Annotated in this window: 17 protein-coding genes; 15 read left to right on the forward strand and 2 right to left on the reverse strand. The window is 70.1% G+C overall.

Going from position 1 to position 19,754, the window contains the following annotated elements:
- Positions 1 to 28: 28 nt before the first annotated feature.
- Both ACFQ6X_RS20195 and ACFQ6X_RS20200 read right to left on the reverse strand, forming a co-directional pair.
- Entirely contained in the window at positions 29 to 1,699 is a 1,671-nt protein-coding gene (locus ACFQ6X_RS20195; protein WP_383183244.1) for a hypothetical protein, read from the reverse strand.
- A gap of 158 nt (positions 1,700 to 1,857) precedes the next feature.
- Positions 1,858 to 4,083 (reverse strand): elongation factor G-like protein EF-G2, encoded by a 2,226-nt coding sequence (locus ACFQ6X_RS20200; protein ID WP_383183246.1) that lies wholly within the window; start codon positions 4,081 to 4,083, stop codon positions 1,858 to 1,860.
- 269 nt (positions 4,084 to 4,352) lie between these two features.
- On the opposite strand from ACFQ6X_RS20200, the gene pgsA reads away from it, so the two are divergent.
- The 15 genes from pgsA to ACFQ6X_RS20275 all read left to right on the forward strand — a co-directional run bounded on the left by pgsA (position 4,353) and on the right by ACFQ6X_RS20275 (position 19,735).
- Positions 4,353 to 5,036 (forward strand): phosphatidylinositol phosphate synthase, encoded by a 684-nt coding sequence (gene pgsA, locus ACFQ6X_RS20205; protein WP_383183248.1) that lies wholly within the window; start codon positions 4,353 to 4,355, stop codon positions 5,034 to 5,036.
- Positions 5,033 to 5,956 (forward strand): phosphatidylinositol mannoside acyltransferase, encoded by a 924-nt coding sequence (locus ACFQ6X_RS20210; protein ID WP_383183250.1) that lies wholly within the window; start codon positions 5,033 to 5,035, stop codon positions 5,954 to 5,956. Before pgsA ends, ACFQ6X_RS20210 begins: the two co-directional genes overlap by 4 nt.
- Positions 5,953 to 7,113 (forward strand): glycosyltransferase family 4 protein, encoded by a 1,161-nt coding sequence (locus ACFQ6X_RS20215; RefSeq protein ID WP_383183252.1) that lies wholly within the window; start codon positions 5,953 to 5,955, stop codon positions 7,111 to 7,113. Before ACFQ6X_RS20210 ends, ACFQ6X_RS20215 begins: the two co-directional genes overlap by 4 nt.
- A gap of 73 nt (positions 7,114 to 7,186) precedes the next feature.
- A complete protein-coding gene (locus ACFQ6X_RS20220; protein WP_383183254.1) occupies positions 7,187 to 7,732 on the forward strand; it encodes a hypothetical protein in 546 nt (181 codons plus the stop codon).
- Between the two features lie 117 nt (positions 7,733 to 7,849).
- Complete coding sequence (gene pdxS / locus ACFQ6X_RS20225) at positions 7,850 to 8,770, forward strand: pyridoxal 5'-phosphate synthase lyase subunit PdxS (RefSeq protein ID WP_383183256.1); 921 nt, start codon at positions 7,850 to 7,852, stop codon at positions 8,768 to 8,770.
- A gap of 7 nt (positions 8,771 to 8,777) precedes the next feature.
- Complete coding sequence (pdxT, locus tag ACFQ6X_RS20230) at positions 8,778 to 9,371, forward strand: pyridoxal 5'-phosphate synthase glutaminase subunit PdxT (RefSeq protein ID WP_383183258.1); 594 nt, start codon at positions 8,778 to 8,780, stop codon at positions 9,369 to 9,371.
- Between the two features lie 61 nt (positions 9,372 to 9,432).
- Positions 9,433 to 10,185, forward strand: coding sequence for a YebC/PmpR family DNA-binding transcriptional regulator (locus ACFQ6X_RS20235; protein WP_266929230.1), 753 nt, complete (start codon positions 9,433 to 9,435; stop codon positions 10,183 to 10,185).
- Between the two features lie 132 nt (positions 10,186 to 10,317).
- Positions 10,318 to 10,851: a crossover junction endodeoxyribonuclease RuvC gene (gene ruvC / locus ACFQ6X_RS20240; RefSeq protein WP_383183260.1), complete on the forward strand. Its 534-nt coding sequence runs from the start codon at positions 10,318 to 10,320 to the stop codon at positions 10,849 to 10,851.
- A complete protein-coding gene (gene ruvA, locus ACFQ6X_RS20245) occupies positions 10,848 to 11,474 on the forward strand; it encodes a Holliday junction branch migration protein RuvA (RefSeq protein ID WP_329212910.1) in 627 nt (208 codons plus the stop codon). The genes ruvC and ruvA overlap by 4 nt, the downstream gene beginning before the upstream one ends.
- Positions 11,475 to 11,552: 78 nt before the next feature.
- Positions 11,553 to 12,647: a Holliday junction branch migration DNA helicase RuvB gene (gene ruvB / locus ACFQ6X_RS20250; protein ID WP_383183263.1), complete on the forward strand. Its 1,095-nt coding sequence runs from the start codon at positions 11,553 to 11,555 to the stop codon at positions 12,645 to 12,647.
- A gap of 165 nt (positions 12,648 to 12,812) precedes the next feature.
- A complete protein-coding gene (yajC, locus tag ACFQ6X_RS20255; RefSeq protein WP_383183265.1) occupies positions 12,813 to 13,295 on the forward strand; it encodes a preprotein translocase subunit YajC in 483 nt (160 codons plus the stop codon).
- 147 nt (positions 13,296 to 13,442) lie between these two features.
- Positions 13,443 to 15,200 carry a protein translocase subunit SecD gene (gene secD / locus ACFQ6X_RS20260; protein WP_383183267.1) on the forward strand — a complete coding sequence of 586 codons (1,758 nt, stop codon included), beginning with the start codon at positions 13,443 to 13,445 and terminating at the stop codon, positions 15,198 to 15,200.
- A gap of 1 nt (position 15,201) precedes the next feature.
- Positions 15,202 to 16,317 (forward strand): protein translocase subunit SecF, encoded by a 1,116-nt coding sequence (secF, locus tag ACFQ6X_RS20265; RefSeq protein WP_383183269.1) that lies wholly within the window; start codon positions 15,202 to 15,204, stop codon positions 16,315 to 16,317.
- The gene (locus ACFQ6X_RS20270) at positions 16,314 to 16,865 is read left to right on the forward strand and encodes an adenine phosphoribosyltransferase (protein ID WP_383183271.1); all 552 of its coding nucleotides are present in this window, start codon (positions 16,314 to 16,316) and stop codon (positions 16,863 to 16,865) included. Before secF ends, ACFQ6X_RS20270 begins: the two co-directional genes overlap by 4 nt.
- Before the next feature lie 371 nt (positions 16,866 to 17,236).
- A complete protein-coding gene (locus ACFQ6X_RS20275) occupies positions 17,237 to 19,735 on the forward strand; it encodes a RelA/SpoT family protein (protein WP_383183444.1) in 2,499 nt (832 codons plus the stop codon).
- Positions 19,736 to 19,754 lie beyond the last annotated feature (19 nt).

Here is a 19,754-nt window from a genome sequence, read left to right on the forward strand (position 1 = left end):
GGTGGCCGGGGCGCCCACCACTGCGTTGTCATGCGTCGTAGACGTCGGCCTTCCGCGGTGCCGGGTCCTGGACGAGACCGCTGAGGATCATGGAGCGGTTGTCGAAGCGCTCGGTGTCGACGCCGTTCTCCTTCAGGACCCGCATGGCCGCGGAGTGCACGGACCGCAGGACCGGGGTGGCCGCCCGCATGGCGTCGTCGGCCATGAAGCGGTGGCCCCACGGCTTGGCGGCCCAGGCGTGGCGCAGGCCGAAGGGCTCGGGGAGGACGATCTTGCCCCCGAGGTAGTCGAGCAGCGGCGGGTACCAGGTGAACGGGGCACGCAGCGCGAGCCTGACGACTTCCTTCGCCTTGACGAGGGGGAGCGTGACCTTGCGGGTCTCCCAGAACTTGACGGCCTTCTTCACCGTCTTCGTCTCGGCTTCGGGCTTGGAGAGGAAGAGCGAGTGGACCGGCCCCAGTGCGTGTCCGGTGACCTCGATCCGCAGGGTCTCGTGGAGCACGGTGACGGTGATCAGCATCGTGATCACCAACTGGCCGTCCCAGAGGGTGAACTGGACGCCCAGGTAGTGCCGGTCGCCGCTGCCGAACTGCTGGTGGTTGCAGATCCGCTGTATCTCGTGGGGCTTGACCTGGAAGGTGGCGACGTCCTCGCCCGCGGGGCGCGAGACGGAGTCGGCGTTCTCACCGACCGGCGACACGATCCAGTGCTTGACGGAGGGAGTGGGGAAGCCTCCGGTGTTCAGCGGGCCGCGCTCCAGCATCTTGAGCTGGTCGTGGATGACCCGTATCAGGTCCCAGCTGCGGAACTGGTGGATCTCCTTGGTGGGGTCCTTGGGTACGAGCTCCTCGGCGAGCTGCCAGCTGCCCCAGCGGGTGCCCATGCCGAGGATGCCCTTGGGGCCGGCGTAGAAGACCGCGTTGGACTGCTGCTCGGCTGAGAGCTTCTCCAGGCCCTGGCGCAGGGCCTCGCGGGCCGTCTCGTTGGGGTTCTTCGGTACGGCCTCGGGGATCTTGGCCCTGACGCCGGTGCCGGAGAGGAGCCCCTCCCAGCGGTCGCGCATGTCCTTGGCGGACGTCTCGGCGATCCGTTTGGCGAGCAGCCAGCCGATGACCGGGGCGACGACCATGGCGCGGAGGTAGAGGGCCAGGAGTCCGGTGACCGGCATGGCGACCAGGAAGATGGTGGCGACGACGCCGACGGCGACGAGCAGGACGCCGCCCAGCGACTGGAAGACCTTGTCCTTGGAGTTGTTGAGGGAGTCGCGAAGCCGGAAGGCCAGGACCCACAGGACCAGTCCGGGCAGGAACGCGAAGCCGAAGAGAGCGGTCACCAGGGTCAGCCGGGTGTCGCGCGCCTTGCGCAGCCGGGTGGCGGACAGGCAGTGCTCGACGACGGTCTGCGGGTCGGTGCCGAAGGACTGGATGAGTGCCTTGCGGTCGCCGCCGAGCGTGCGTTCCTGGACGGCGCGGGAGAACGCCTCACCGAGATTCGGCTTGAAGTAGTCGGACTTGAAGAGCTTGGAGTCGCCCGGCTTCACCTCGGACTTGTGCCACTCGCTGTTGGCCTTGAGGATCTCCGACACATCGCTGTCGCGGTATGCGGCGGAGGCGAGGGCGTTGGTCGCCACCGCCTGTCCGGCCGAACCCTGGAGAGGGATCTGCGCTCCGGGAGAGAAATCGAATCCGTCGTTGGCCACTCTGCCGCCCCCACTTGACGCCTGGTCTGCTCCTGCGGCTGTTCCCAACTACCGTACGTCGCACACCTTCTGAGCTGGGACCACAGCGTATCGTCCGGATCGCGACGCCGCCCGGCTGTGAGGGCCGGGACGGGGTGGCAGGTGTCAATTCCGGTCAGCTACGTTCCGTTTGTGCCGATTTCCTGCTCTTCGCGGATGCGGTCGGCGAGTTGGGGAGGCATCGGCTCGTGCCGGGCGTACGCCCGGTCGAACCGTCCGGTGCCGTGCGACAGGGAGCGTAGATCGACCGCGTACCTGCCGATCTCGATCTCGGGCACTTCGGCGCGCACGAGCGTCTGCTCCCCGGCTGCCTGCTCGGTGCCCACCACCCTGCCGCGCCGGCCGGCGAGATCGCTCATCACGGCCCCCACGTAGTCGTCGGGGACCAGCACCCGGACCTCGGCGACCGGTTCGAGGAGCTGGATACGGGTGTCGGCGGCGGCCTCGCGCAGAGCCAGGGCGCCGGCGGTCTGGAAAGCGGCGTCGGACGAGTCGACCGAGTGCGACTTCCCGTCGAGCAGGGTGACGCGGACGTCGACGAGCGGGTGCCCCGCCGCGACGCCGCGGGCCGCCTGGGCGCGCACCCCCTTCTCGACGGACGGGATGAACTGGCGCGGCACCGCGCCGCCCACCACCTTGTCGACGAACTCGATGCCCGAACCGGGAGGCAGCGGCTCCACCTCGATCTCGCAGATCGCGTACTGGCCGTGGCCGCCGGACTGCTTGACGTGGCGGCCCCGCCCGACGGTCCGTGACGCGAACGTCTCCCGCAGGGGCACCCGGTGGGGCACGGCGTCGACCTGCACGCCGTACCTGCTGCGCAACCTTTCCAGGGCGACGTCCGCCTGGGCCTCTCCCATGCACCACAGGACGACCTGATGGGTGTCCTTGTTCTGCTCCAGGCGCATGGTCGGGTCCTCGGCGACGAGCCGGGCCAGGCCCTGGGAGAGCTTGTCCTCGTCGGCCTTGCTGTGCGCGCGCACCGCCAGGGGCAGCAGCGGGTCCGGCATGGTCCACGGCTCCATCAGCAGCGGGTCCCCGGTGCCGGAGAGCGTGTCCCCGGTCTCGGCCCCGCCCAGCTTGGAGACGGACGCGAGGTCTCCGGCGATGCAGTGGTCCAGGGGTCGCTGCTGCTTCCCGAAGGGGGAGGAGAGCGCGCCGACCCGTACGTCCGCGTCGTGGCAGGGGCGCGCCTCGTGCCCCGGGTCGGTGAGGCCGTGGCCGCACACGTGCACCGTGTCGTCGGGGCGCAGGGTGCCGGAGAAGACGCGTACGAGGGAGACACGTCCCACATAGGGGTCGGACGCCGTCTTCACCACCTCGGCGACCAGGGGCCCCTGCGGGTCGCAGACCGGTGCGGGGCGCGGGGCGCCCTCGGGGGTGGTGACCGCGGGGAGGGTCCGCTCGAGCGGGGAGGGGAAGCCGCCGGTGATCAGGTCCAGGAGCTCGACCGTGCCGATCCCCTGACGCGCGCCGTCGACGGCCGGGGCCGCGGTGAGGACGGGGTGGAAGGCACCGCGCGCGACGGCGCGTTCCAGGTCGTCGACGAGCGTCTCGGTGTCGATGTCGCCACCGCCGAGGTAGTGGTCCATCAAGGACTCGTCCTCGCTCTCGGCGATGATCCCTTCGATGAGCCGGTTGCGAGCCGCCAGGAGCGGCGCACGCTCGTCGCCGGCGGGAGGGTTCTCCTTCCGCTCCCCGGAGGAGTAGTCGAAGATCCGCTGCGTGAGCAGTCCGGTGAGGCCGGTCAGCGGCGCATGACCGTCAGGGGCCTCGGGGCCCTGCACCGGCAGATAGAGGGGGAGCACGGCGTCGGGGTCGTCGCCGCCGAAGAGCCGGCCGCAGACCCGGGTCATCTCGTCGAAGGGGGTGCGGGCGGTGTCCAGGTGCGTGACGACGATCGCCCGCGGCATCCCGACGGCGGCGCACTCCTCCCAGACCGCGCGGGTGGTGCCCGCGACCGCGTCGGCCTCCTGCGCCGCCGAGACAACGAAGAGGGCCGCGTCCGCCGCGCGCAGACCGGCCCTGAGTTCCCCGACGAAATCCGCGTAGCCGGGGGTGTCCAGCAGATTGATCTTGTAGCCGCCCCATTCGACGGGGACCAGCGAGAGCTGTACGGAACGATGCCGGCGTTGTTCGATCTCGTCGTAGTCGGAGACGGTGCCACCGTCCTCGACCCGGCCGGCCCGGTTGACCGCGCCCGCCGTGAGCGCGAGAGCCTCGACCAGAGTGGTCTTGCCCGAGCCGCTGTGGCCGACCAGCACCACGTTCCGTACGGAAGCGGGCCGGTCGGCCGTCGCTGCTCTGCCGGCGGCCCCGGTGTGCGTATGCGTCCTGTCGCCCATGATGCGTTCCTCCCGATCGGTGGGGCTGTCGAAGCCCTGGGGAGTAGGGGTCACGGGCAGGAGGAGCCGAGCGCGGCTCCGGCGGCGCCCGCGTCATTCGAGCTTTCCACTCGGGCCGGGCCGCGTCCATACGTCGCACCCCGACGCCGGTGACATCCGGGTGACCCACCGGGACGGGGTGCCCCGCCGTGGGACGGCACGGCTCGTGACTACGATGGGCCAGCCGGTGGCCGAAGTGGCCGCGCGGCCCACCGAACCTCGGGAAGGCCATGCTGAACAAGTACGCGCGTGCATTTTTTACGCGTGTCCTCACACCGTTCGCCGCTCTGCTGCTCCGCCTCGGGGTCAGCCCCGACGCGGTCACTCTTGTCGGTACGGCCGGAGTGATGGCAGGTGCGCTGGTCTTCTTCCCGATGGGGGAGTTCTTCTGGGGCACGATCGTGATCACGGTCTTCGTCTTCTCCGACCTCGTCGACGGCAACATGGCGCGGCAGGCCGGGATCTCCAGCCGGTGGGGCGCGTTCCTGGACTCGACGCTCGACCGGGTCGCCGACGGGGCGATCTTCGCCGGGTTCGCCCTCTGGTACGCGGGCAGCGGCGACGACAACGTGCTGTGCGCGGTCGCGATCTTCTGCCTGGCCAGTGGCCAGGTGGTCTCGTACACCAAGGCCCGCGGTGAGTCGATCGGCCTGCCGGTCGCGGTCAACGGGCTGGTGGAGCGTGCCGAGCGGCTGGTGATCTCGCTGGTCGCCGCAGGTCTGGCCGGTCTGCACGGGTTCGGCGTACCCGGGATCCAGGTCCTGCTGCCGATCGCACTGTGGATCGTCGCCGCGGGCAGCCTGGTGACCCTGGTCCAGCGGGTGGTGACCGTGCGCCGGGAGTCGGCCGAGGCCGACGCGGCGGCCGCCGTCGCGGGCGGGACCGCGGAACAGGGGAGCGAGGCCGCGCAGTGAGCGGCACCGGATCCGATCTCAGGGGGCGGCTCACCGACGGGCTCTACGGGCTCGGCTGGGGCGCGGTCAAGAAGCTGCCCGAGCCGGCGGCCCGCGCGCTCTTCCGTACCATCGCCGACCAGGCCTGGAAGCGGCGGGGCAAGTCGGTGCTGCGGCTGGAGTCGAACCTGGCCAGGGTGGTGCCCGACGCGGGCCCCGCCCGCCTCGCCGAGCTGTCGAAGGCCGGCATGCGCTCCTACATGCGCTACTGGATGGAGTCCTTCCGGCTGCCGACCTGGAGTCCGCAGCGGATCAGGAACAGCATCAACGTCCGGGACGTCCACCGGCTCACCGAGGGCATGGACGCCGGGAACGGGGTCATCCTCGCGCTGCCGCACCTGGGGAACTGGGACCTGGCGGGCGCCTGGGTCACCACCGACCTGAAGGTGCCGTTCACGACGGTCGCCGAACGGCTGAAGCCGGAGACCCTGTACGACCGGTTCGTGGCCTACCGCCAGGGCCTGGGCATGGAGGTCCTGCCGCACAACGGGGGCGCGGCCTTCGGGACCCTGGCCAGGCGGCTGCGGTCCGGCGGCCTGATCTGCCTGGTCGCAGACCGCGACCTGTCGGCGTCCGGCGTCGAGGTGAACTTCTTCGGCGACACCGCGCGGATGCCCGCGGGCCCCGCGCTGCTCGCCCAGCAGACCGGCGCGCTGCTGCTGCCCGTCACGCTCTGGTACGACGGCACGCCCGTCATGCAGGCGCAGATCCATCCGCCCGTCGGCGTACCCGGGACAGGTACCCGCGCCGAGAACACGTCCTCCATGACACAGGCGCTGGCCGATGCCTTCGCCACCGGGATCGCCGAGCATCCGGAGGACTGGCACATGCTGCAGCGGCTCTGGATCTCCGATCTGGACCCCCAGGGGGAAGCTCCGTGAAGATCGGCATCGTCTGCCCGTACTCCTGGGACGTTCCCGGCGGGGTGCAGTTCCACATCCGGGACCTGGCCGAGCACCTGATCCGCCTCGGTCACCACGTCTCGGTGCTGGCGCCCGCCGACGACGACACGCCGCTGCCGCCGTACGTGGTGTCCGCGGGCCGTGCCGTGCCCGTCCCGTACAACGGCTCGGTGGCCCGGCTGAACTTCGGGTTCCTGTCCGCCGCGCGGGTGCGCCGCTGGCTGCACGACGGCACGTTCGACGTCATCCACATCCACGAGCCCACCTCGCCCTCGCTCGGGCTGCTCGCCTGCTGGGCGGCACAGGGTCCGATCGTCGCCACGTTCCACACGTCCAATCCCCGCTCCCGGGCCATGATCGCCGCGTACCCGATCCTCCAGCCGGCACTGGAGAAGATCAGCGCGCGGATCGCGGTGAGCGAGTACGCGCGACGCACCCTGGTCGAGCACCTCGGCGGGGACGCGGTGGTCATCCCCAACGGCGTGGACGTCGGCTTCTTCGCCGGGGCCGAGCCCAAGGCCGAGTGGCAGGGCGGCACGCTCGGCTTCATAGGGCGCATCGACGAACCGCGCAAGGGCCTGCCCGTCCTGATGAAGGCGCTCCCCGCGATCCTCGCCGCCCGCCCGGAGACCCGCCTGCTGGTCGCGGGCCGCGGTGACGAGGAGGAAGCGGTCGCCTCACTGCCGAAGGAGATGCGCGAGCGCGTCGAATTCCTCGGCATGGTGAGCGACGAGGACAAGGCGCGGCTGCTGTGCAGCGTCGATGTGTACGTGGCGCCGAACACCGGCGGCGAGAGCTTCGGCATCATCCTGGTCGAGGCCCTGTCGGCGGGAGCGCCCGTGCTCGCCAGCGACCTGGACGCGTTCGCCCAGGTGCTGGACCAGGGCTCCGCGGGCGACCTCTTCGCCAACGAGGACGCCGACGCGCTCGCCGCGGCCGCGATCCGCCTGCTGGGCGACCCGGAGCGACGGGCCGGTCTGCGGGAGCGGGGCAGCGCCCATGTGCGCCGCTTCGACTGGGAGACGGTCGGCGCGGACATCCTCGCGGTGTACGAGACGGTCACGGACGGGGCCGCATCGGTGGACACCGACGAACGCACAGGCCTGCGCGCACGGTTCGGGCTGGCCAGGGACTGAGCCCGGGGCTCGCGGGCCGCTACGGCGCACCGGCGGCCCGGGGGCGCACCCGGCGACGGTAGCCTTGCCGCCCGTGATCGAAACCTTCATCTGGATTGCCGTCGCGCTCCTCGCGATCGGCCTGTACCTCAGCTGGACCGCCGGCCGGCTCGACCGGCTCCACGCCCGTATCGACGCGTCCCGGGCGGCCCTGGACGCCCAGCTGCTGCGCCGTGCCTCGGTCACCCAGGAACTGGCCACCGCCGGGGTGCTGGATCCCGCGGCGTCGATCGTGCTGTACGAGGCGGCGCACGCCGCACGGCAGGCCGCGGAGGAGCAGCGCGAGGTCTCCGAGAGCGAGCTGAGCACCGCGCTGCGGGCCGTGTTCGGCGAGACGGCGCAGGTCGAGGCGCTCAAGGAGTTCCCCGGCGGACAGGACGCGGCGAAGGAACTGGCTGCCGCCGTGCGCCGGGTCCCGATGGCCCGGCGCTTCCACAACGACTCGGTGCGCGCAGCCCGCGCGCTGCGCAGGCACCGGACCGTACGGCTGTTCCGGCTCGCCGGACATGCCCCGTTCCCGCTCGCGTTCGAGATGGACGACGAGCCACCGGTCGCGCTGGCGGACCGGCCCGGCAGCTGAGCCGGCACGCAAAACGATCCACGGGGTGTCCATTGGCCCTTGCTGTGGACTGGTCCCGGAGCGTTTGCTCGTGCCTGCAGTCTCCCGTTTCTTTTTCACCCCCAGTGAGGTCGATCCGTGTCCACGCTTCCCAGCACCCCGCAGTCCACCGAGTCCCCGGCCACCGGCACCGCCCGCGTCAAGCGCGGCATGGCCGAGCAGCTCAAGGGCGGTGTGATCATGGACGTCGTGAACGCCGAGCAGGCGAAGATCGCCGAGGACGCGGGCGCCGTGGCCGTCATGGCCCTGGAGCGGGTTCCGGCCGACATCCGCAAGGACGGCGGCGTGGCCCGGATGTCCGACCCCAACATGATCGAAGAGATCATCGAGGCCGTCTCCATCCCCGTCATGGCCAAGTCCCGCATCGGCCACTTCGTCGAGGCCCAGGTCCTGCAGTCCCTCGGCGTCGACTACATCGACGAGTCCGAGGTCCTCACCCCGGCCGACGAGGTCAACCACAGCGACAAGTTCGCCTTCACCACCCCCTTCGTCTGCGGTGCCACCAACCTGGGCGAGGCGCTGCGCCGCATCGCCGAGGGTGCCGCGATGATCCGCTCGAAGGGCGAGGCCGGCACCGGCAACGTCGTCGAGGCTGTCCGGCACCTGCGCCAGATCAAGAACGAGATCGCCCGCCTGCGCGGCTTCGACAACAACGAGCTGTACGCCGCCGCCAAGGACCTCCGTGCCCCGTACGAGCTGGTCAAGGAGGTCGCCGAGCTCGGCAAGCTGCCCGTCGTCCTGTTCTCCGCCGGTGGTGTCGCCACCCCCGCGGACGCGGCCCTGATGCGTCAGCTCGGTGCCGAGGGCGTCTTCGTCGGCTCCGGCATCTTCAAGTCCGGCGACCCCGCCAAGCGCGCCGCCGCCATCGTGAAGGCCACCACCTTCTACGACGACCCGAAGATCATCGCGGACGCCTCCCGCAACCTGGGCGAGGCCATGGTCGGCATCAACTGCGACACGCTGCCCGAGGCCGAGCGCTACGCCAACCGCGGCTGGTAACCCACTGATGACCGACAACCCTGTCATCGGAGTCCTGGCTCTCCAGGGCGACGTGCGGGAACATCTGATCGCCCTGGCCTCGGCGGATGCCGTGGCCAGGCCGGTCAGGCGTCCCGAGGAGCTCGCCGAGGTCGACGGGCTCGTCATACCCGGTGGCGAGTCCACCACGATGTCCAAGCTGGCCGTCCTGTTCGGCATGCTGGAACCGCTGCGCGAGCGGGTCGCCGCCGGTATGCCGGTCTACGGCACCTGCGCCGGGATGATCCTGCTCGCCGACAAGATCCTGGACCCCCGCTCGGGCCAGGAGACGCTCGGCGGTATCGACATGATCGTGCGCCGTAACGCTTTCGGGCGGCAGAACGAGTCGTTCGAGGCCGCCGTCGAGGTGGACGGGATCGCGGGCGGTCCGGTCGAGGGCGTATTCATCCGCGCGCCCTGGGTCGAATCGGTCGGGGCGGAGACAGAAGTCATCGCCGAACACGGCGGGCATATTGTCGCCGTACGGCAGGGAAACGCCCTGGCTACGTCATTCCACCCCGAACTGACCGGTGACCACCGGGTCCACGCACTCTTCGTCGACATGGTGCGCGCAGTGTGCTGACTCGATCCCGGTAGGATCTCTCGGGTTCGTTCAGATTTTGGTGACGCGAAGGAGAAGGCAGATGTCCGGCCACTCTAAATGGGCTACGACGAAGCACAAGAAGGCCGTGATTGATGCCAAGCGCGGCAAGCTCTTCGCGAAGCTGATCAAGAACATCGAGGTTGCGGCCCGTTCCGGCGGCGTGGACCCCGAAGGCAACCCGACGCTCGTCGACGCCATCCAGAAGGCGAAGAAGAGCTCCGTCCCGAACAAGAACATCGACTCCGCGGTCAAGCGCGGCGGCGGTCTCGAAGCGGGCGGCGCCGACTACGAGACGATCATGTACGAGGGCTACGGCCCCAACGGTGTCGCGGTACTCATCGAGTGCCTCACCGACAACCGCAACCGTGCCGCGTCCGACGTACGCGTCGCGATGACGCGCAACGGCGGGTCGATGGCCGACCCCGGTTCCGTCTCGTACCTGTTCAACCGCAAGGGCGTCGTCATCGTCCCGAAGGGCGAGCTGTCCGAGGACGACGTCCTGGGGGCCGTGCTCGACGCGGGCGCCGAGGAGGTCAACGACCTCGGTGAGACCTTCGAGGTCGTCAGCGAGGCCACCGACATGGTCGCGGTCCGCACCGCGCTCCAGGAGGCCGGCATCGACTACGACTCCGCCGAGGCCAACTTCCTGCCCACCATGCAGGTCGACCTCGACGAAGAGGGCGCGCGCAAGATCTTCAAGCTCATCGACGCGCTCGAGGACAGCGACGACGTGCAGAACGTCTTCGCCAACTTCGACGTCTCCGACGAGGTCATGGAGAAGGTCGACGCCTGACATCCGGGCACCCTCCGCACGAGCGGAGCCGACGGGCCGACGGGGACACACCCCGTCGGCCCGTCGCATTGTCGGTGCGAGCCGATAGCCTGCGGGAACAGTTGACCGATCGGTGAGGGGAGGGGGCGCTCCATGCGTGTTCTGGGCGTGGACCCGGGGCTGACCCGGTGCGGTGTCGGAGTCGTCGAGGGTGTGGCGGGCCGGCCGCTGACCATGATCGGCGTCGGCGTCGTACGCACCCCGGCCGATGCCGAGCTCGGACACCGCCTGGTCGCCATCGAGCAGGGCATCGAGCAGTGGCTCGACGAGCACCGGCCCGAATTCGTCGCTGTGGAGCGGGTGTTCAGCCAGCACAACGTCCGTACGGTGATGGGCACCGCCCAGGCCAGCGCGGTCGCCATGCTCTGCGCCTCCCGCCGGGGCATCCCGGTCGCCCTGCACACCCCCAGCGAGGTCAAGGCGGCCGTCACCGGCTCGGGCCGCGCCGACAAGGCACAGGTCGGAGCCATGGTGACCCGGCTGCTGAGGCTGGACGCACCGCCCAAACCCGCCGACGCCGCCGACGCCCTCGCCCTCGCCATCTGCCACATCTGGCGCGCACCCGCGCAGAACCGACTGCAACAGGCCGTCGCCGCCCACCGCACGCTGAAAGGCCGTACCGCATGATCGCCTTCGTCTCCGGCCCGGTGGCCGCCCTCGCCCCGACCACGGCCGTGATCGAGGTCGGCGGCATCGGCATGGCCGTCCACTGTGCCCCCGGCACACTCGCGGGCCTGCGGATCGGCCAGGAGGCGAGGCTCGCCACCTCCCTCGTCGTACGGGAGGACTCGCTCACGCTGTACGGCTTCGCCGACGACGACGAGCGGCAGGTCTTCGAGCTCCTCCAGACCGCCAACGGCGTCGGCCCGCGCCTCGCCCAGGCCATGCTCGCCACCCACAGCCCGGACGCCCTGCGCATCGCCGTCGCCACGGGTGACGAGAAGGCGCTCACCGCCGTTTCCGGCATCGGCAAGAAGGGCGCCCAGAAGCTCCTCCTGGACCTCAAGGACCGGCTCGGCGAGCCGGTCGGGGCCCACATCGGGCAGCAGGGCATCGGCACCGCGGTCAGCTCCTCCTGGCGCGACCAGCTGCAGGCCGCCCTGATCGGCCTCGGCTACGCGACGCGCGAGGCCGACGAGGCCGTGACCGCCGTGGCACCGCAGGCCGAGGCCGCGATCGCCGGCGGCGCACAGCCGCCCGTACCGCAGCTGCTCCGCGCGGCCCTGCAGACACTCAACCGCGCACGCTGACCCGGGGGCCGACGCCCCGTACGCCGGCCGGAGCACCGCACGGCCCGGCACCGAAACACCCGAGGCGGGACTGACGAGATGAACTGGGACGAGACCGGAGCCGACACCGGCGCGACGGACGACCTGCTGGACGACCCGCTGGACGACCGGCTGGTCGCCGCCGGAGCGGACGGGGAGGACACCGCGGTCGAGGCCGCACTGCGCCCGAAGGACCTCGACGAGTTCGTCGGCCAGGAGAAGGTGCGCGAACAGCTCGACCTGGTGCTCAAGGCCGCCCGCGCCCGTGGTGCCACGGCCGACCATGTCCTGCTCTCCGGCGCACCCGGCCTCGGCAAGACCACTCTCTCCCTGATCATCGCCGCCGAGATGAACGCCCCGATCCGCATCACCTCCGGCCCCGCCATCCAGCACGCGGGCGATCTGGCGGCGATCCTGTCCTCCCTCCAGGAGGGCGAGGTCCTCTTCCTCGACGAGATCCACCGCATGTCGCGGCCCGCCGAGGAAATGCTCTACATGGCCATGGAGGACTTCCGCGTCGACGTCATCGTCGGCAAGGGCCCCGGTGCCACGGCCATCCCGCTGGAACTTCCCCCGTTCACCCTGGTCGGGGCCACCACCAGGGCCGGGCTGCTGCCGCCCCCGCTACGCGACCGTTTCGGCTTCACCGGCCACATGGAGTTCTACGCCCCCACGGAGCTGGAGCGGGTCATCCACCGCTCCGCGGGCCTTCTCGACGTGGCCATAGACACCGAGGGAGCGGCCGAGATCGCCGGACGCTCCCGGGGCACGCCCCGTATCGCCAACCGGCTGCTGCGCCGTGTCCGGGACTACGCGCAGGTCAAGGCCGAGGGCCGGATCGACCGGGACATCGCCGCAGCCGCCCTGCGGGTGTACGAGGTCGACGACCGCGGCCTGGACCGGCTGGACCGCGCGGTGCTCGGCGCCCTGCTGAAACTCTTCGGCGGCGGCCCCGTCGGCCTGTCCACCCTCGCCGTGGCGGTGGGGGAGGAGCGTGAGACCGTCGAGGAGGTCGCGGAGCCCTTCCTCGTACGGGAAGGCCTGCTCGCGAGGACCCCGCGAGGCCGGGTTGCCACCCCCGCGGCCTGGGCGCACCTCGGCCTCGTACCGCCGCAGCAAGGCGTAAAGGGACAACAGGGCCTGTTCGGGGCGTGATGCGTCACAGGTTGGCCACCAGGGGAACCACGGTGCCATGCTGGGCGTTGTTCCAATGATGCGGACTCGCTTAGACTCCGCCGATGCCGCCCGTACAGGTCGGTGTACCCACCCCCGTAGATCAGGCCGCATTTCAGCGCGGTCGTGCGAAGGAAGTTCCGTCCCGTGAGTCTCGTGACCCTCCTCCCCTTCATCGTGCTCATCGGGGCCATGTTCCTGATGACCCGGTCCGCCAAGAAGAAGCAGCAGGCGGCTGCGCAGATGCGCAACGACATGCAGCCCGGCACGGGCGTCCGGACGATCGGGGGCATGTACGCCACCGTCAAGGAGATCCAGGACGACACGGTTCTCCTCGAGGTCGCTCCCGGCGTCCACGCCATCTACGCCAAGAACTCGATCGGCGCCGTCCTCGACGACGCGGAGTACAACCGCATCGTCCACGGTGACGACGAGGACCTGAAGGTCGACGGCGCGGTCGTGCCCGACGACGCCTCCTCGCTGACCGCCTCCGAGACCGCCGACGCGGACACGGAAGCGGCCGACGACGCGAAGATCGACCTGGGCAAGAAGGCCGAGGGCGACGCCGACGGGTCCAAGGACTCCGAGGTCAAGGACGCCAAGGCCGACGGCGAGGGCGACGCGAAGTAGTTCCACGATCCAGGGGCGCCGGACACCTACAGGTGACCGGCGTCCCCCGGACCGTGCGGTCTTCTGCGGGGGCGGGTCCCCACAACACTTCGTGGCCGCTCGGGCGCGTACCCGGCGCGGGGCGGTTGGACAGGGAGAAACGAGAAGGTGGCAGCACCGAAGAAGGGCCGAGGGCCGGCCGGCGGTCAGAGCAGGCCGGGGCGTGCCCTGGCTTTCATTCTGATCGCCATGGTCGCGCTCACCGGCGGGATGTTCTTGTCCGGTCACACCACGCCCAGGCTTGGTATCGACCTGGCGGGTGGCACCTCGATCACGCTCGAGGCCAAGAACCAGCCCGGTAAGCCGAACGCGATCAACAAGACCAACATGGCCACGGCGGTCAGCATCATCGAACGCCGCGTCAATGGTCTTGGTGTTTCCGAGGCCGAGGTTCAGACCCAGGGCGATCGCAACATCATCGTCAACATCCCCAAGGGGACGAACTCGAAGCAGGCGCAGGAGCAGGTCGGCACGACTGCCCAGCTCTACTTCCGGCCCGTGCTCACCGTCACCGGCGGCGAACCGACGCCCACCGGGTCCGCCAGCCCTTCCGCGAGCGGTACCGGCAAGGCGAGCGCCACGCCCAGCGCGAAGGCGAGCGACCCGGACACTGCCTCCGATCCGAAGAGCACGCCCTCGGCGAGCGCCACCACCCAGGGGCGTGCGGTCACCGGCGCCCTGAAGAAGGACGCGACGCCGACCCCCGGTGCCTCGGACAGCGCGAAGACGTCCGAGACCCCGGCCGCGACGCCGACGCCCGACGCGGCGACCGCCGCGCTGGAGAAGAAGTTCACCGAGCTGGACTGCTCGGACAAGGCCGCCCGTGCCAAGGCCGGTGAAGGCGTCAAGCCCGAGGACCCCACGGTCGCGTGCAGCTCCGAAGGTGACGCGAAGTACCTCCTCGGCCCGGCCGAGGTCTCCGGTACGGACGTCGACGACGCCAAGGCCCAGTTCGACCAGCAGCGCGGCATCTGGCTCGTCTCGATGGAGTTCACCGACAAGGGCTCCAAGAAGTTCCAGACGATCACGAAGAAGCTGTCGACCCAGCAGTCCCCGATGAACCAGTTCGCGATCTCCCTCGACGGTGAGGTCGTCTCCGCGCCGCAGGTGAACGAGACCCTCAGCGGCAGCGCCGAGATCTCCGGCAGCTTCACCCAGCAGTCCGCCGAGGACCTGGCCAACGTGCTCTCCTACGGTGCGCTCCCGCTCTCCTTCCAGGAGCAGAGCGTCACCACCGTCACCGCCGCGCTCGGTGGCGAGCAACTGAAGGCCGGTCTGATCGCCGGTGCCATCGGTCTGGCACTGGTCGTCATCTACCTGGTGGCCTACTACCGCGGCCTGGCGCTCATCGCGCTCCTCAGCCTCGCGGTGTCCGGCGTCCTGACCTACACGATCATGGCCCTGCTCGGCCCGGCCATCGGCTTCGCGCTGAACCTGCCCGCGGTCTGTGGAGCCATCGTGGCGATCGGTATCACCGCGGACTCGTTCATCGTGTACTTCGAACGTGTCCGTGACGAGATCCGCGAAGGCCGCACGCTGCGTCCGGCGATCGAGCGTGCCTGGCCGCGTGCCCGGCGCACGATCCTGGTCTCCGACTTCGTGTCGTTCCTCGCCGCCGCGGTGCTCTTCCTGGTCACCGTCGGCAAGGTCCAGGGCTTCGCGTTCACGCTCGGCCTGACGACCCTGCTCGACGTCGTCGTGGTGTTCCTCTTCACCAAGCCCCTCATGACCCTGATGGGCCGGACGAAGTTCTTCGCCAGCGGTCACCCGTGGTCCGGGCTGGACCCGAAGCGGCTCGGCGCCAAGCCGCCGCTGCGCCGCTCGCGCCGTGTCAACGCCCCCACCGACCACCCGAAGGAGGCGTGAGATGTCGCGACTCGGCAATCTCGGCGCCCGGCTCTACCGTGGCGAGGTCGGTTACGACTTCATCGGCAAGCGCAAGATCTGGTACGGCGTCTCGATCCTGATCACGATCACGGCCATCCTGGGCCTCGCGGTCAGCGGTCTGAACATGGGCATCGAGTTCAAGGGCGGCGCGGTCTTCACGACCGACGAGAAGCCCAAGGCCTCGGTCTCCCAGGCCCACGAGAGCGCGGTCGAGGCCTCGGGCCACGAGGCGATCGTCCAGGAACTGGGCGACGGCAACATGCGTATCCAGATCACCGAGGTCGACACCGCCAAGGCCAACGAGGTCAAGACGCAGCTGTCGGAGGACCTCGGCATTCCCGAGGCGAAGATCAACGCGGACCTGGTCGGCCCCAGCTGGGGTGAGCAGATCGCCAACAAGGCCTGGACAGGCCTCGGCATCTTCATGGTCCTCGTGGTGATCTACCTGGCCATCGCCTTCGAATGGCGCATGGCCCTCGCGGCCCTCGTCGCACTGATCCACGACATCACGATCACGGTCGGTATCTACGCCCTGGTCGGCTTCGAGGTCACCCCGGGCACCGTGATCGGTCTGCTGACGATCCTCGGTTACTCCCTCTACGACACTGTCGTCGTCTTCGACAGCCTCAAGGAGGGCCAGAAGGGGATCACCAAGCAGACCCGCTGGACGTACAGCGAGGTCGCCAACCGGTCCATCAACAGCACGCTGGTCCGGTCCATCAACACCACCGTCGTCGCGCTGCTGCCGGTCGCCGGCCTGCTCTTCATCGGTGGCGGTGTCCTCGGCGCCGGCATGCTGAACGACATCTCGCTGTCGCTCTTCGTCGGCCTCGCGGCCGGTGCGTACTCCTCGATCTTCATCGCCACACCGCTGGTCGCCGACCTCAAGGAACGCGAACCGCAGATGAAGGCGCTGAAGAAGCGGATCCTCGCCAAGCGGGCTGCCGCAGCCGCCAAGGGCGAGTCCGTCGAGGACGAGCGGGACGACCGCGCGCAGGAGGACGGCTTCTCGGAGGACGCCGCAGCCGCCGGCGCCGTCGTCGGACAGCGCCAGCAGCCCAGGGGCCACGGACGGACTCCGGGGAAGCGTCGATGACCAGCACCACCGAGTCGACCCGGGAGCTCCTGCTCAGCCGGATCCGCGACGTACAGGACTATCCGAAGCCCGGAGTGGTGTTCAAGGACATCACCCCGCTGCTCGCGGACCCGGTCGCCTTCACGGCGCTCACCGACTCCCTCGTGGAGCTGTGCGTCCGGTACGGGGCCACCAAGGTCGTCGGCCTCGAGGCGCGCGGTTTCATCCTGGCGGCGCCCGTCGCCGTCAAGTCCGGGCTCGGCTTCGTACCCGTCCGCAAGGCCGGGAAGCTGCCCGGTGCCACGCTCGGGCAGGCGTACGAGCTGGAGTACGGCACGGCGGAGATCGAGATCCACGCCGAGGACCTGTCGGCCGACGACCGGATCATGGTCATCGACGACGTCCTGGCCACCGGCGGCACCGCCGAGGCCTCGCTGGAGCTGATCCGGCGGGCCGGTGCCCAGGTCGCGGGTGTGGCGGTCCTCATGGAACTCGGCTTCCTCGCCGGCCGTGCACGTCTCGAGGGAGCCCTGCGCGGCGCCCCGCTGGAGGCGCTGATCACGCTCTGAGCGGCGCTGCGCAGCCGTAACGGCAGCAGCCGGTCACACAGGACGGGCACCCGGGACACCCGGGTGCCCGTCCTGCGTCGTGACGGGTTCCACGGTCCCCGGGCGAGGACCGGCCCGGGGATCGATACCATGGGCTTTCCGGGTAGCCCGGATCCGCACAAGGAGCGCACTTGCCAGACGAGGCCCAGCCAGTCGCCGCCCCGCAGCCCGACGAGCCCGCTGCGGACCCCGCCACGCCCGAGGAGGCGAAGCGCGCGCAGGAGCCGGAGCCCGGCGAGCGCGAGCCCGTGGACGACGCGGACCAGGACCGGGGCACAGCCTCCGAAACACCTGCCGCACCTGTGACGGCGAAGCCGACGCCTCCCCCCGGCGTGAAGGCGGCGCCCCCGGCGCCCCCGACCGAGCCGGATGCCGAGCCCGCACCCTCCGCCGGGTCCGCGCAGGCTGCCCCGAAGACACCCGCACCCCCGGCGGCACCCGCCCCGGCCGCGAAGCCCCCGGCCGTGACGCCTCCCGCAGCGAAGCCCCCGGCCAAGCCGGCCGCCACCCCGCCCGCCCCGCCGACCCGCTCCGGTGGTTCCTCCAACCGTGTCCGGGCCAGGCTCGCCCGGCTCGGTGTGCAGCGCTCCAGCCCGTACAACCCGGTCCTCGAACCGCTGCTGCGCACGGTCCGCAGCAACGACCCCAAGATCGAGAGCGCCACGCTGCGCCAGATCGAGCGCGCCTACCAGGTCGCCGAACGCTGGCACCGCGGCCAGAAGCGCAAGAGCGGCGACCCGTACATCACCCATCCGCTCGCCGTCACGACGATCCTCGCCGAGCTCGGCATGGACCCGGCGACGCTGATGGCCGGACTGCTGCACGACACGGTCGAGGACACCGAGTACGGCCTGGACACGCTGCGCAAGGACTTCGGCGACCAGGTCGCGCTCCTCGTGGACGGCGTCACCAAGCTCGACAAGGTCAAGTTCGGCGAGGCCGCGCAGGCCGAGACCGTGCGCAAGATGGTCGTCGCCATGGCCAAGGACCCCAGGGTCCTCGTCATCAAGCTGGCCGACCGCCTCCACAACATGCGCACCATGCGCTACCTCAAGCGGGAGAAGCAGGAGAAGAAGGCCCGCGAGACCCTTGAGATCTACGCGCCCCTGGCTCACCGCCTGGGCATGAACACCATCAAGTGGGAGCTGGAGGACCTCGCCTTCGCGATCCTCTACCCGAAGATGTACGACGAGATCGTCCGCCTCGTCGCCGAGCGCGCGCCCAAGCGCGACGAGTACCTCGCCATAGTGACCGACGAGGTCCAGTCCGACCTGCGCGCCGCCCGGATCAAGGCCACCGTCACCGGAAGGCCGAAGCACTACTACAGCGTCTACCAGAAGATGATCGTGCGAGGCCGGGACTTCGCCGAGATCTACGACCTGGTGGGCATCCGTGTCCTCGTCGACACGGTCCGCGACTGCTACGCGGCGCTCGGCACCGTGCACGCGCGATGGAACCCGGTCCCCGGCCGGTTCAAGGACTACATCGCGATGCCGAAGTTCAACATGTACCAGTCACTGCACACCACGGTGATCGGCCCCAGCGGCAAGCCCGTCGAGCTCCAGATCCGTACGTTCGACATGCACCGCCGCGCCGAGTACGGCATCGCCGCGCACTGGAAGTACAAGCAGGAGCCCTCGGCGGGCGCCTCCAAGGTGCGCACCGACGTACCCAAGAACACCGGCCGCGGCCAGGACACCGTCAACGACATGGCGTGGCTGCGCCAGCTCCTGGACTGGCAGAAGGAGACCGAGGACCCCAGCGAGTTCCTGGAGTCCCTGCGCTTCGACCTCTCGCGCAACGAGGTCTTCGTCTTCACACCCAAGGGCGACGTCATAGCGCTGCCCGCGGGTGCGACCCCGGTCGACTTCGCGTACGCCGTCCATACGGAGGTCGGCCACCGGACCATAGGAGCACGGGTCAACGGGCGGCTCGTACCGCTCGAGTCGACGCTCGACAACGGCGACCTGGTCGAGGTCTTCACCTCCAAGGCGGCCGGCGCCGGACCCTCCCGGGACTGGCTCGGATTCGTCAAGTCGCCGCGGGCGCGCAACAAGATCCGTGCGTGGTTCTCCAAGGAGCGCCGCGACGAGGCGATCGAGCAGGGCAAGGACTCCATCGCGCGGGCCATGCGCAAGCAGAACCTGCCGATCCAGCGGATCCTCACGGGCGACTCCCTGGTCACCCTCGCCCACGAGATGCGCTACCCCGACATCTCGTCGCTGTACGCGGCGATCGGCGAGGGGCACGTGGCGGCGGCAGGCGTCGTCCAGAAGCTGGTCCAGGCGCTCGGCGGCGAGGACGCCGCCAACGAGGACCTCGCGGAGAGCTCGCCGCCCTCCCACGGCCGCAACAAGCGCCGTGCCAAGGCGGATCCGGGTGTGGTCGTCAAGGGCGTCGAGGACGTCTGGGTCAAACTGGCCCGCTGCTGCACCCCCGTGCCCGGTGACCCGATCATCGGTTTCGTGACCCGCGGCAGCGGTGTCTCCGTGCACCGCGCCGACTGCGTCAACGTCGACTCGCTGTCGCAGCAGCCGGAGCGGATCCTCGAGGTCGAGTGGGCGCCGACCCAGTCGTCGGTGTTCCTCGTCGCCATCCAGGTCGAGGCACTGGACCGGTCGAGGCTGCTCTCCGACGTCACGCGGGTCCTGTCCGACCAGCACGTCAACATCCTGTCGGCGGCCGTGCAGACGTCCCGCGACCGGGTGGCCACCTCGCGCTTCACCTTCGAGATGGGCGACCCCAAGCACCTCGGCCACGTCCTGAAGGCCGTACGGGGCGTCGAGGGCGTGTACGACGTCTACCGGGTCACCTCGGCCCGCCGGCCGTAGCGCGGACGTACGAGAGGGG

This window comes from Streptomyces sp. NPDC056452, from assembly GCF_042796085.1.
In the GTDB taxonomy this organism is placed as follows: Bacteria; Actinomycetota; Actinomycetes; order Streptomycetales; family Streptomycetaceae; genus Streptomyces.